This is a genomic window from Streptococcus cristatus (assembly GCF_001588905.1).
GTDB lineage: Bacteria > Bacillota > Bacilli > Lactobacillales > Streptococcaceae > Streptococcus > Streptococcus cristatus_N.
In genome coordinates, this window is sequence record NZ_LAWH01000028.1 from 34,931 (window position 1) to 47,760 (window position 12,830).

The 12,830-nt window shown below is 43.3% G+C and carries 11 protein-coding genes; 5 read left to right on the forward strand and 6 right to left on the reverse strand.

Annotated features, from left to right (window positions below; genetic code table 11):
- Position 1 precedes the first annotated feature (1 nt).
- Entirely contained in the window at positions 2–1,450 is a 1,449-nt protein-coding gene (locus tag A0765_RS05780; protein WP_062005222.1) for an alpha-amylase, read from the reverse strand.
- A gap of 179 nt (positions 1,451–1,629) precedes the next feature.
- On the opposite strand from A0765_RS05780, the gene A0765_RS05785 reads away from it, so the two are divergent.
- From A0765_RS05785 to A0765_RS05800, 4 genes are all read left to right on the forward strand, one after another.
- Complete coding sequence (locus A0765_RS05785; protein WP_062005224.1) at positions 1,630–4,665, forward strand: CocE/NonD family hydrolase; 3,036 nt, start codon at positions 1,630–1,632, stop codon at positions 4,663–4,665.
- Positions 4,666–4,789: 124 nt separating this feature from the next.
- Positions 4,790–6,403 carry a M20/M25/M40 family metallo-hydrolase gene (locus A0765_RS05790; RefSeq protein WP_062005392.1) on the forward strand — a complete coding sequence of 538 codons (1,614 nt, stop codon included), beginning with the start codon at positions 4,790–4,792 and terminating at the stop codon, positions 6,401–6,403.
- A 110-nt stretch (positions 6,404–6,513) separates the two neighbouring features.
- The gene (locus tag A0765_RS05795) at positions 6,514–7,257 is read left to right on the forward strand and encodes an ABC transporter ATP-binding protein (protein ID WP_062005225.1); all 744 of its coding nucleotides are present in this window, start codon (positions 6,514–6,516) and stop codon (positions 7,255–7,257) included.
- Positions 7,247–8,887, forward strand: a complete 1,641-nt coding sequence (locus A0765_RS05800) for a hypothetical protein (RefSeq protein WP_062005227.1) — start codon at positions 7,247–7,249, stop codon at positions 8,885–8,887. Before A0765_RS05795 ends, A0765_RS05800 begins: the two co-directional genes overlap by 11 nt.
- A gap of 118 nt (positions 8,888–9,005) precedes the next feature.
- Here A0765_RS05800 and A0765_RS05805 read toward each other — a convergent pair whose 3' ends face one another.
- From A0765_RS05805 to A0765_RS05815, 3 genes are all read right to left on the reverse strand, one after another.
- On the reverse strand, positions 9,006–9,764 hold the full coding sequence (locus A0765_RS05805; RefSeq protein ID WP_062005230.1) for a CPBP family intramembrane glutamic endopeptidase: 759 nt from the start codon (positions 9,762–9,764) through the stop codon (positions 9,006–9,008).
- 191 nt (positions 9,765–9,955) lie between these two features.
- Positions 9,956–10,603 carry a PAQR family membrane homeostasis protein TrhA gene (gene trhA / locus A0765_RS05810; protein ID WP_062005232.1) on the reverse strand — a complete coding sequence of 216 codons (648 nt, stop codon included), beginning with the start codon at positions 10,601–10,603 and terminating at the stop codon, positions 9,956–9,958.
- The gene (locus A0765_RS05815) at positions 10,587–11,048 is read right to left on the reverse strand and encodes a DUF1836 domain-containing protein (RefSeq protein ID WP_179856147.1); all 462 of its coding nucleotides are present in this window, start codon (positions 11,046–11,048) and stop codon (positions 10,587–10,589) included. The genes trhA and A0765_RS05815 overlap by 17 nt, the downstream gene beginning before the upstream one ends.
- A gap of 155 nt (positions 11,049–11,203) precedes the next feature.
- Here A0765_RS05815 and yaaA point away from each other — a divergent pair, with 155 nt between their 5' ends.
- Positions 11,204–11,932, forward strand: coding sequence for a peroxide stress protein YaaA (gene yaaA / locus A0765_RS05820; protein ID WP_062005234.1), 729 nt, complete (start codon positions 11,204–11,206; stop codon positions 11,930–11,932).
- Between the two features lie 20 nt (positions 11,933–11,952).
- Here the strand turns inward: yaaA and A0765_RS05825 are convergent, their stop codons facing one another.
- A complete protein-coding gene (locus tag A0765_RS05825; protein ID WP_062005235.1) occupies positions 11,953–12,465 on the reverse strand; it encodes a DNA topology modulation protein in 513 nt (170 codons plus the stop codon).
- Between the two features lie 67 nt (positions 12,466–12,532).
- On the reverse strand, positions 12,533–12,769 hold the full coding sequence (rpsT, locus tag A0765_RS05830) for a 30S ribosomal protein S20 (RefSeq protein WP_062005238.1): 237 nt from the start codon (positions 12,767–12,769) through the stop codon (positions 12,533–12,535).
- Positions 12,770–12,830: the final 61 nt, after the last annotated feature.

Genomic DNA, 12,830 nt, shown 5'->3' on the forward strand with positions numbered 1-12,830 from the left:
ATTATTTGACAGACCAGACACTGACTGACTTTTCCTCCACTGGAAATTCTCCCCAGCCTTCTTGGTCAATGGTCACGATTTGAGAGCTCTTGCCCAGATAATCGCTGAATTCTCTACCAGCCCATTCTGAACCGACCAGCATGCGTTTGTTGCTGGCTTGGTCATTGCTGACAACAACAGCAATTGGCTGCCCACCGTCCTTGCCTTGGCGAGTCCAGCCAATACAGTTGGCATCGTCAAAGTAGTCAGTCTGCTCACCGTAAGCTAGGTTGAGACGAATATCCAACAGTTTATCCAGTACGTCTTGGAAGCTCTCTTGGGCAAATTCCCCACTAATACCATAGTAGTCGCCGTAAAAGACGCAAGGCAGTCCTTCTTCTCGAAGCAGGATGAGAGCATAGGCCGCTGGCTTGAACCATTCTTCGACGGTGGACTCCAGAGCTTGTCCGCGCTGGGTGTCGTGATTGTCCACGAAGGTCACGGCTGATTCAGGATGATTTTTGACAAGAGTCTGATCAAAAATCGTCCGTAGGTCAAAGTCTGCCCCAGCTATGCTAGCGTCAAAGAAATTATGGTGGAGCTTGACGTCGACAAGATCAAAGCGGTATTCAATATTTTTTAGATAGTCGTTATTAGCTGTCTCATCGCTGTTCCAAAATTCCCCAAAAACATAGAAATCCTCACCGTATTTTGCAGTTATATCGCGGATAAAATTTCTCATAAAGAAGGAGTCAATGTGCTTGACAGCATCTAAACGAAATCCTTGAACGCCTGTTGTTTCGATAAACCAGTAAACCCAGTCGTAGAGGTTTTGAATAACCTCTGGATGCTTGAAGTCAATATCGGCATACATGAGATAGTCATAGTTGCCATTTTCACTGTCCACAAGCTCATCATCTGCCCAGCCTTTATTGTCTCCTTGGATAAGGAAAATGCCTGACTTGTTGTTTTTGGCATCATAGTCCGTACCGGTAAAGTGGTACCAATGCCATTCAAAGTCATTGTAGGTTTTATTGCGGCCTGGGAAGACAAACTTAGTCCATCCTTTGATTTCGAAAGGTTCTGACAAGACCTTAGTTCGGTCGTTGGGATCTACTTCAACGACAGTAAAACGCTCTTTGTAGTCCGCAGCTGCCTTGTGATTGAGGACTACATCAGCCATGGGTTCAATGCCATTGGCTTTGAGAGTTTGGATAGCTTTTAGGTAGTCCTCCTTAAAACCATATTTGGTGCGGACAGTTCCTTTTTGGTCAAACTCACCTAAGTCGAAGAGATCATAAACTCCATAGCCGACATCATTTGAGCCGGTTGCTTTGAAAGCTGGCGGCATCCAAACCTTGCGGATACCTTTTGATGCCAGATGTGGCGCATCCTCCGCCAATCGATTCCAATGTTGTCCATCATTTGGTAAGTACCATTCAAAATATTGCATTAATGTTTGATTTTCCATACGAGATACCTCACATTCTTGGGATGGGTCTATTTTACCAAAAGAAGAATGATGACACAAACGTTTATACAAGTTAATTTTATATTTTTTGATGATAAGATAAAACTAGCATTGAATTTAAAACGCTTACATAGTATAATGGACAAGTAATAAACTTTATAAAAAGAAAGGGGTTCTTTATGAAAAAGAGAGGACTAGTGAGGTTACTCTTATCAGTCTCGCTATTTGCACCTTTGGCCCTAGGTCAGATTGTCCAAGCCGATGAGGCGAGTCAGGCGAATGTCGAAAGCAAGGAAATTCTTCAAACAGAAGCTATCGCAAAGCCGTCTGAACCGGTATCTTCAGTCCAGCAGCCAGCAGTTTTAGAGGTTGAAAGCAAGGAATCGTTGGTTACTGCAAGACCAGAAAAGCAAGAAGAGGAATCGGTCACTGCTGAAAAATCAGTTGTGGACTCTGAAAAGTCTGCTTCATCATTGGAGTCGCCACCTTTAGCTTTGGCTCAAGATGCTAGCTTAGTGCCTTCTGCTGTGCCTGCTACTGCCAAAGGCCAAGACCTGTCTGCTTATACGGGGAGCCTTTCAAATCCAGCCTTGGCTGATAAGGAATTGACCCTACAAGAAGCAGTCGATGAGCTACTGAAATGGGCAGCCGTCAATGAATCTCAGCTAGGCACCAGTGCTCAAGATAGGGTGAATCTAGCCAAGAGCATGGGAATGATTGACAAAGAGGCTGATTTGACAGCCAGTGTACAGGGAAGCAATCTGAAGACTATGTATGCAGTTGCCAAGCGCCTGCATGATGCCTATCGTGCTGAAAAGAAAGCACCGCTCTTTTTGAATGGTCGGGCACAGCCAATTTTCCCATACAGCAGTGGGGCTAAGGAAGATAAGGACTATTCGTATGAGAAAAGCGACATCGTCCGTTTTCCTGTCTATGTTGAGACGGATCATGATACGGATGGAGACGGAAAGCGTGACCTCGTCAAGGCTATCGTACAACTTCCGAAAGCAGTAGCTCAAGGTGATTTTAAGGCTTCGACGATTTTAGAAGCCCGTCCTTACGTCGCGGGGACTTTGGATGAAAACTATGTAACCTTAGAAAGCCTCAATCTGCCGACAAACGGTTCTTATGACATGAAGAGTTTGCACAATAAGCCCGCTAAGCGCCAACCGGTGTCTAGCATGAGCAGTATTGATGCGGCAAAGAAGGCCAAAGCGTCAGATTGGTACTATTATAGCCCTTATGAAGGGATTTATGATTACGAGAATTTGAACTGGTATGATTACTTCCTAGTGCGCGGCTATGCCTTTGTTTCCAGTGCTGGTCTGGGAACTAAGGGTTCAGAAGGCTTCAATACAACTGGATCTGATTTGGAAGTAGAAGCCTTTAAAAATATTGTCGAATGGGTCAACGGTAAACGGACAGCCTACACAGACAGAACTAGCAATATTGAAATCAAGGCTGACTGGGCCAATGGCAAAGTCGGCATGACTGGCCTATCTTGGGCCGGTACGACAACTTTCGGTGTGGCAACAACGGGTGTAGAAGGCCTGAGAACCATCGTTCCAGCCGCAGGAATTGCTAGCTGGTATGATTATTTCAATAGTCAAGGAACAGCTTACAGCAATCCGCCATACAGTGATCTGTCTTGGCTGTCACTCTACGTTTCTACTCGGATGCTTGACCAAGACGATTGGGCTTCAATCTGGAACAAGTATGCTGACTACATCAATCAGCTAAACAAGGACCAAAAAGCTAACGGTCGCAATTATAGCCAAATTTGGCGTGAACGCGATTATACCCTGAATTCAGGAAAGATAAAGACTAGCGCCCTGCTGGTACATGGCTTAAATGATGACAATGTCAAAACCAAACAATTTGAGCTTATGTATGATGTCTTGAAAAAAGCAGGACAAAATGTAAAACTCTACCTCCACCAAGGAGACCATGTTCATCCAGCAGCTATCTCTCGAGGGTATGGTATCAAGGCCAACAATCAAGATTTCTATGACTTGCTCAATATTTGGTTCTCTCATTATCTTTACGATGTCAAGAACGATGTTAGCAAGCTTCCTGCTGTCTTGGCACAAAATAACTACGATCCAAATAAATGGACGAGCTATGACAATTGGAAAAGCACCAATCGTTTGATTTTGACAGCTAAGTCCAAACGTCTCGAAGAGACCATCTCCAGTGACTATGCGGCTGCTGGGATTGATACTAGCAAGCGAGATGAGGCAGTCAGTCAAGCTTCTTCTAAGGCTAACATGACCTTTATGACAGAAGTCAAAGAAGACACGACTATCAAGGGCCATATTCCAGTTCACTTCAAGGCAGCCCTGGCCAATGGAAGTGGCAAAAACTTGCAGGTCAATGCACTCTTGGTAGATGTATCAGACCAAGAGTTTGATGTTGTTGGAAATGGTGCTGCTGGTGATGATAGCAAGGCTGGTGATTTCTGGATGGGCAGCAATCTTAGCAATCTGGATGTTAAAAACTTTGCGACAACCAAAACCAAATACAAGGTCATTGCTAAGGGCTGGCTAAACTTAGCCAATCCAGAATCAGGCTATACACCGTCTAGCTCAGAAAAGAGCATTAAGCCCAAAGTCGGCCAATTCCATGATTATACCATGTATTTGCAGCCGAATCTTTACACGGTGAAAAAAGGCCACAAGCTGGCTCTGGTCTTCAATACTTATGACCCTAGTGATCTGACGATTAAGCGTCAGTATGCGGTGACTTTCAAGACGGATTCTATTAGTGCGCTAGTACCGACTGTGGAAGCGAGTCGTTCTCAAAAAGCTGATTATGTAGCAAGTGCCCTTGATACGGAATATGCCAACTTACCTGAAATTCTTGGTGAAAAACTAGTTGCACCAGAAATCAGAGAAGTTCCAGAATATATCTTTGATAGACAGGAGCCACAAGAAGAAGCTCCGTCAGTTGATTCGAGGGTTGGACGTAAAGAAGATGAGAAAGGCGTGACTGACCATGTGCAGCAATTAGGCAGTCAGAAAGTGGTGCCTCAGGTGCAACAATTGGCTAGTCGAGCAGAAGCGTTTCAAGTGGAGCAGGCAGCTGTTCAACAAGCTCCAGCTTCCTTGCCAAAAACTGGTAGCCATTCAGAAAAAGGAATGTTCTATCTAGGCTTGGTGCTTCTTGTCAGCACATTCGGCATGTCTAGCCTCGTTAAGAAATATTCTCGTCGTTAGTCATTACAAGAAAAAAGCAGCCAAACATTCCTGACTAGGTAAAGATTGGCTGCTTTTGCCTTATCGTCTTTCAGCTGGACTTGATTTGCAAGTCAGCAATGCCAGCAATATAGAGGTAGAAAGAATGAAACAGTATATTCAAGATATTTTTGACCAAAGTATAGCGATTGAAAGTTTTACCCATACTAGTTCTGAGCGGAAGATTGAAGCCTTTCTTCAGGAGCGGATAGGGGAGATTCCTTATTTTCAGGAGCATCCAGAACTGTTTGGCTGCTATCAGATTCCAAATGATTTTTATAACCGCAGTGTTAACTGGGCTCTGGTCAAGCGAAATACGGCTGACACCGTGATTCTTTTTCATCATCATGATACAGTGGATATTGAGGACTTTGGTAGTCTCAAAGACTGGGCTTTTGATAATCAGGCTCTAAAAGAAAAATTGCCCTCCATTTCTTCAGATTCAGATCTTTTAGCAGATATTGCCTCGGACAAATGGCAGTTCGGTCGGGGCTCTTGCGACATGAAGGCGGCTCTGGCCTTGCAGCTAGGAGTGGTGGAAAGATACAGTCAGATACAGTCTGGTCTGGTCAATTTGCTCTATCTGTCGGTCGGAGATGAGGAGTCCTATTCTCAAGGCATGCGGGCAGCAACAGCCTTGCTTGCTGAATTGAAGGAGCGCTTCCAGCTTCATTACCTTCTGGCTGTGGATTCTGAGCCTTTTGAGAGTCAGTCAGCGGAGGAAAAGGTGCTTCATATAGGAACGGTCGGTAAGTTGATGCCAGTTGTCGTGACTCAGGGTATCCTTTCGCACATGAAAGAGCCACTCAAGGGGATCAATGCCCTGTCCTTGCTGGCCAAGGTTGGTGAAAAAATTGACCTTAATCCAGCTCTATCCGACATGGCCTACGGAGAACGCTCGCCCCTGCCATCTTGGTCTTATCTGCGCGATTTGAAGGAAAATTACGATGTATCAACAGTGCTGCGTGCTGCTGGCTATTTCAGCGTCCTTTATCTAGAAAAGAGTCCAAGTGAATTGCTAACGACCATAAAGAATCTCAGTCAGGAAGCAGTGGAGGACTTTTATCAAAACTACTGTCAGTTGCAGAAGGTTTATGAAGAAAGCAAGTTTGTACCGAAACCGCGCGTGTTGACCTATCAGGAATTACTGCAAGAATGCCAAGAAAAAATCGGTTTTGAAAGCACTTTGCAGCAGATTTACGAAGAAGCCCAGCAAGCCATGCAAGAGGGCGCTTCCTATCAGGAAATCAGCATTCAAAATATCCAGAAAGTGTTAGATTTCTACGACCGTAAGGAAGCTTTGGTTGTCCTAGCAATCGCGCCGCCTTACTATCCATCCATGAATTGTCGTCGTCTGTCGGACAGTCCGATTAGGATTGATAAGGTCGTTCAACTCTATCGGGATTATCTGGACAAGGAAGCTGGTTGTCAGCTCCAAGTGGACGATTTTTTCATGGGAATTTGTGACCTTAGTTACTGTGCCTTGGAGAAGCCTGCCGCTGAATACCAAGACCTGATTGCTAGTATGCCTGTACCTGAGAATCTCTATCATCTAGATTTCCCAGAAATTGCAGCCAATCATATCCCCGGCATCAATCTAGGTCCATGGGGCAAGGACTTGCATAAGCTGACCGAGCGTGTCTATGAGCAGGATATGCTGGAAACCATTCCTAATTTCTTGCTCTATCTGCTGGAGAATGCTCAATCTTTCAAGGTTTAAAGGATGGTTCTTCCTTGTTTTAAAGCAAAATCCGAACTTTTTCGCTAGTTTCTAGACAAATGACTTTTAGGATAGTATAATAACCTCAAAACATAGCAAAGGAGATTCTTATGATTGAATTTAGAGATGTTACAAAAGACTATGATGGCAAGCTGGCGCTTAACCACCTGAATCTGACCTTGGAAAGCGGTGAGATTGTTGGTCTGATCGGTCACAATGGAGCGGGTAAGTCAACGACCATTAAATCCTTGGTCAGCGTCATCAATCCGACCCAGGGACAAATTTTTGTGGACGGCAAAGAGCTATCCAGTAATCGCCTAGAAATCAAGAAAAAAATTGGCTATGTCGCTGATTCTCCTGACCTTTTCTTGCGCCTGACAGCTAATGAATTTTGGGAGCTGGTGGCGACTTCCTACGATATGACCACGGCAGAAGTAGAGGCTCGTTTGGGTGAGTTGCTGGCTATCTTTGACTTTTCTAGCCATCGCTATGAAGTAATTGAGTCGTTTTCACACGGTATGCGGCAGAAGGTCTTTGTCATTGGTGCCCTTTTGTCCGATCCAGATATCTGGGTTTTGGATGAGCCTTTGACGGGCTTGGATCCTCAGGCAGCTTTTGATCTTAAACAGATGATGCGTGAGCATGCTAACAAGGGAAATACAGTTTTGTTTTCAACCCACGTGTTAGAAGTAGCTGAGCAGCTATGCGATAAGATTGCCATTCTCAAAAAAGGAGAGCTGATATTCTACGGAACGGTTGAAGACCTGAAAGCCCAGCATCCAGACCAGTCCCTCGAGACCATCTATCTAGGTCTGGCTGGCCGCAGAGAAGAGGTGAGTTCAGATGCGCCTTAAAGCGATTAAAAAATTAGTTGATATCAATATTCTCTATGCGATTCAAGCATCTCAGTTGCAGCAATACCGCAAGAAGCAGGAAAAAAATCCAGAGGTCAAGGTCAATGTCTCTCTGCAGGCTATTCGAATGTACTTGATTTTGGGGTTGGTCTACCTATTCTTCTTTGGTATCATGAGTGCCTTCAATCACATGGTGGGCAATCCGGGTCTTTTTGCCAATATGGTCTCCATATTTGCTGTATTTTCTATGTCGCAGGGCTTCCTGGTTTTCTATAATGTCTTTTATGAAAGCAAGGACTTGCAATCCTATCGGCCCTATGCCTTTAGTGAATCAGAAATCATTGTCGGAAAGAGCATCTCTGTTGTCCTGACCCTCTTGATTGCAATTCTGCCCATGTATAGCTATTTCATCGTGCTAGCTCTTCAAGGCGGAAATCCCTTAGTCGGCTTGCCTATGGCCTTGATTTCGATTGGAATTTTAAGCTCGGTTATAACTTTTGTCATTTTGATTTTGGTGCATTTTATCACCAAGACAGCTTTCTTTAGAAAGTATAAGACTATTCTATCCAATGTGATTCTAGGGCTGGTTTCCCTAGGCTCGGTAGGTCTCTATATCTTTATCAATCAGATGAACAGTCGCAGTATTGCCAGCAATACAATGGTTACACCTTATTTCCCGCCAGTTGTAGCCTTTTACGACTTTATCATCAATCCTCTCAGCTTGTCTGCAATTTTAGGAATTCTAGCTTGGCTTGCCGTGGGGGTTCTACTCTTTTTGGTGGTTAAGTTCAAGGTTATACCAGAATTTTATGAGGCAGCCTTGATGACAGGTGCAGCAAGTGGCAAACGTGAGCGGGTGCACGATATCAATATGGACGAGGCCAAGAATTTCAAGAAGTTCGTCTGGCGCTATCACATTCGGCTGCTGAGTGAAGGTTCGGTCATCTTGCAGGCTCTCTTCATGTCAGCACTGATTCCTTACATCATCATTTTTAGTATGGCCATGGGGGCAGTCAAAGCAGATCTAGATGTTAGCCCGTTCTTGATTCCACGATTTTTACTTCCGCTTAGCTTCCTATCTATGTTTATCGCCACCCTCAATTCGGGTGGGAATAATCTGACCTCTATTGGTTTATCCTTGGAGAGGGAAAATTTTGATTATCTGAAGGTTTTGCCTTTTGAGCTCAGAAAATATGTTCGTCTCAAATTTTGGTATCTCTTTGCCATTCAGTCCATTTTACCAGTGATTCTTCTTTTGGTGACCAGTCTTATCTTCCATGTTCATCTGGTGACTTTTCTGGTTATGCTGCTGGTTTGGTTTATGGCCAGTCTAGCTTGGAGCGCTTGGGGTTATCATCGGGATTATAAACATTTGGTGACCAACTGGTCCAATGTCAACGAGCTGATGAGTCGAGATAACAGTATGGGTAAGACCCTATTGGCACTAGCCTTTACCATTGGAGTGATGATCGTGATTGGCGTTCTCTATGCGATTTCATACTACCTATCTCTCACGGTTCTCTATCTCCTTTCTGTTCTGCTGATTTTGATTTGTGGACTTGTTTCTTATCTGACCTATCGCTACTATATGAAAAAACTTGATAGTGAGATTGCTAGTTTCAATTGCTAATTGACCATAATAAAAAGCTTAGCAGCACGGTGATTTGATTACCTACTTCTAAGCTTTTTAGTTGCTATTATTTTATATTTTTCTGACATAAACTGTATGTCAGCTGATCTTTATCCTTTTAAGAACGCCAGTTAATCAGTACATACATCAAGCTGGAGCCAAACATATCCGCCAAGGCGTGCATGAGAAAGAAAGGCAGGAGGTTCTTAACCTTGTACTTGTAAAGGAAATAGTAGAAGAGTCCATAGACCACTCCGATAACCAAGGCCCAGAGCATTCCTTGGTAAGTATGGAAAGAAATCCGAATGATAGTAGAGTAGGCCAGCGCCCACCACTTATACTTATCCTTGACCGAGGTTATAAGACCCAGAAAGAAGAATTCTTCATAGAAGCCATTGAGCAGTCCGTAGAGGATGGCCATTGGTGTCAGATCAGCAAATTTCCGGAAGATTTCTAGCAAATCTATATAGGACCAGAGAGTTGGATCAAAGTAATTATACTCGCCACTCAGTGTCGTCACAATGTCACCAAAGAGCCCTACCACTACAAAAATAAGAGGAGTCCAGAGGAGAACCGACCAGCTCAGACGGATGGGAAGCTGCTTAAAGTCAAAGCGCCGAAACAATAGGTAAAGAATGGTCAAGACCAGCATCAGGAGCTGAAGATTGAAATTGCTTGAGAATGCTGCGCCTTCGCTAGCTGTATTGCTGACTGTTTCAGTTGCTGCTGTCGTCGCTGTTGTTGCAAAGCTAGCTAGATAAAGTTCGGTTGATGTGTAGATGAACTGACCAAACATGAGCAGAGTAATCACAAGAATATCGAACCATTTCAGTTCTTTCAGAGGCTGTGATGGGCGGATTTTTGATAAAATAGTCATTCATTTCCCTTCCATAACTGGCAGATTTAAATGCCAGAGATCATCTTTTCTATCTTTATCTTAGCGGAGAAAGCTTAAATTTATATTATTTTCAAAGTTGCTGCGTTTGAGAGGTCTTAGTGTAGATCTGCTGTAGGCTTGGTTGAAGAGCTGCATTATGCTATAGAAAAAAACTGCTTTGAAAAGCAGTTTTACATGAAATAGACAATTGCTAGGTATTGGAGAGCAGAAGCGGCTAGGATGAAGAGGTGCCAAATCATGTGGAAGTAGGGCTTCTTTTTGGCATAAAAACCAGCGCCGACTGTGTAGCAAAGACCGCCTGCTAGCATGAGTCCCCAAAACACTGGTCCAGTTTGTCCGATAATTTGCGGGATGATAAAGATAACCAGCCAACCCATAATTAGATAGAGGGCCAGACTAAATTTCTCATTGACCTTTTTGGCAAAGATTTTGTAGAGAATGCCAAAGATGGTCGTGCCCCACTGAATCGCGATAATCAGATAGCCCCGCCAGTCATTCATGAGTGAAAGGACGACTGGCGTATAGCTGCCCGCGATAGCGATATAAATCATGGAGTGGTCAATAATCCGTAGGATGTATTTGTGGGTAGAGCCATAGGACATAGAGTGGTAAATGGTAGAAGAGAGAAACATGAGGAAAAGGCTTATGACAAAGATAGAAGTGCCAACAGCAGAAACCATGCCATGCTCTTCATAGCTGTAAACAGCAGAAATCGGAAGGAGAATCAGCATCAAAACAGCTCCGACGGCATGGGTAACAGCATTGGCAATTTCCTCTCCAAAAGAGAGTTGTTTACTGAGTTTAAGCGCGTAGTTCATCGTTATCGGCCTCCTTTTCGGGTACTTGGATAAAAGCAAGGGTCTGCTGGTAGAGTTTTAAGGTCTGACAAGCACTGGCAATGATCGGAGTCACTTCAAGCTTCCGTCCGTTCATATAATCCACAAAATCATTGTAGAGCTCTTCAGACTGGGTCTCAGCATTGAGCATATCTAAAGTAGCAGCAATATCTTGAATAGAAAAAACAGTTTTCAAGCTTGTAATGGCAATCAAGCGGGCAACTTGCTGCCGATTGTATTTTTTCTTTAGAGGTTTTTCAAGGTAGGCATGCTTGACATAATTATTGATCATGGATGCCGTCAAGCCTTTGTCGGATGCAGTAAAAGCTGGCGTACAGACCTTGTTGACGTAGAGCAGGACTTGGTCCAGATACAGGTCAAGAACAGGTAATTCATCCCATCTCGGGAACAGATTTTTCGTTTCCAAATTTCAAACTTTCTAATATCTAGTTTCGATAACTAGATAATATCATTTTTGAAAATTAAAGTCAAGAATAAATCCAATTAGTCCAAAATTTGCTATAATCATGAGTAAGGAAAACAGGAAAATGGCCTCTGAATCCGATATAAGAAAGGGAAAATATGAAGATTTTAATTCCGACTGCCAAAGAAATGAATGAAAATCAGAGCTCGCTAGGGCGTTCCCAGTTGACGCCGAAAAGCAAAATCATAATAGAAGAGCTATTAAAACACTCAGCCAAAGAGCTGGAAAAATTATACAAAATCAGTCCGCAGATGGCTGAAATAGAATACCAGCGAATTGAAAATCTGAGCAAGAATGAAGCGGAGACTTATCCAGCCTTGCACTTATTTGACGGGCTCATGTATCGCAATATCAAGCGAAAAGATTGGACACAAGAGGAAAGCTCCTACATTCAAGAGCATTTGCTGTTAACGTCTAGTCTATATGGGGTCATTCCTGCCCTTAGTTCGATTGCTCCTCACCGGCTGGACTTTTTGGTGGGACTAAAGCCCAATGGTCAAACGCTGAAAACATTTTGGCGGGAAGATTATACAAAAACGGTAGCGGATGAAGATATGCTGCTTTCTCTCTTGTCCAGTGAATTTGAGGATGTTTTTGAAAAATCGATCAGAGAGAAGATGCTTCGGTTCAAGTTTTTAGAAGAAAAATCTGGCAAACTTAAAAGTCATTCTACTATTTCTAAAAAAGCGCGTGGGCAGTTTTTGACTGCTTTGATGGAAGCCCAGGTCGATACTCTTGAGCAAATCAAACAGCTCACTTTTGCAGGTTTTACCTATCGAGCAGACCTTTCGAATGATAAAGAATTAGTTTTTGTAAAAGAAGAATAAGAAAAGGCTTCACTTAGTTTTTAGCTAAGTGAAGCTTTTACATAGTCTGATAATTGCTTTTGATTCTGCAATTCGATAAATTTCTCAGGATAGGTCTGACGAACCTTTTGATAGAGATTTTTAGTCTCTCTTGTCCTGCCATCCCAAAGGATCCAGCGAATGAATTCCCAATCCAGTCTTTCAGTACAGCCAGATGCCATACTCTCTCGTACTTGATTTCGATATTTTAGATAGCGTTTAAAGGCGCGATAGAGGCAGTTCCAGCGAGAAAAGTTCATAAAGATAATCTGATCAGCCTGAGCCATCCTTTCCTCAAAGCAGGCGAAGGAGTAGTTGCCATCGATGACCCAGGATTGTTCTCGCTTGAGGAAATCCGCTAAATCAGCCTTGACTTGGTCTTGACTACGAGTCTGCCAGTTTTCTTCAAACCGAATCGTGTCCAGATGAAGCACGGAAATATGGTGGAAGTGGCCTAACTGCTGGGCTAAGGTTGACTTGCCAGATCCGGAGTAGCCGATGATAGCAATCTTCATATACATTCTCCTAATTACAGTGAGCAACAAAAAAAGCTCCGTGGAGCTCCTTTGTATGCGCGATGCATTATTTAGCAAGTTTAGCTGAAAGACGTGCTTTATCGCGGCTTGCTTTGTTTTTGTGGATCAAACCTTTAGTTTCTGCTTTATCGATAGCTGAGCTAGCAGCACGGAAAAGTTCTTCAGACGGGTTTGCTTCAAATGCTTTGATTGCAGTACGCATAGTTGATTTTTGAGCTGAGTTTTTTTCGTTTTGTTTAACGTTCAATTCAGCGCGTTTGATAGCTGACTTAATGTTTGCCAAGTTATTCACCTCCATTGAAAATACTAACTATCTAATTATATATGAAAAGTTGTGATTTGAC

What these genes read in the sequence shown, in the direction of transcription:
- A0765_RS05800 (WP_062005227.1), top strand. Translation starts at nt 7,247, where the DNA reads ATGCGCCTTAAAGCGATTAAAAAATTAGTTGATATCAATATTCTCTAT.
- A0765_RS05780 (WP_062005222.1), bottom strand. Translation starts at nt 1,450, where the DNA reads ATGGAAAATCAAACATTAATGCAATATTTTGAATGGTACTTACCAAAT.
- trhA (WP_062005232.1), bottom strand. Translation starts at nt 10,603, where the DNA reads ATGAACTACGCGCTTAAACTCAGTAAACAACTCTCTTTTGGAGAGGAA.
- A0765_RS05805 (WP_062005230.1), bottom strand. Translation starts at nt 9,764, where the DNA reads ATGACTATTTTATCAAAAATCCGCCCATCACAGCCTCTGAAAGAACTG.
- A0765_RS05785 (WP_062005224.1), top strand. Translation starts at nt 1,630, where the DNA reads ATGAAAAAGAGAGGACTAGTGAGGTTACTCTTATCAGTCTCGCTATTT.
- A0765_RS05790 (WP_062005392.1), top strand. Translation starts at nt 4,790, where the DNA reads ATGAAACAGTATATTCAAGATATTTTTGACCAAAGTATAGCGATTGAA.
- A0765_RS05825 (WP_062005235.1), bottom strand. Translation starts at nt 12,465, where the DNA reads ATGAAGATTGCTATCATCGGCTACTCCGGATCTGGCAAGTCAACCTTA.
- yaaA (WP_062005234.1), top strand. Translation starts at nt 11,204, where the DNA reads ATGAAGATTTTAATTCCGACTGCCAAAGAAATGAATGAAAATCAGAGC.
- A0765_RS05795 (WP_062005225.1), top strand. Translation starts at nt 6,514, where the DNA reads ATGATTGAATTTAGAGATGTTACAAAAGACTATGATGGCAAGCTGGCG.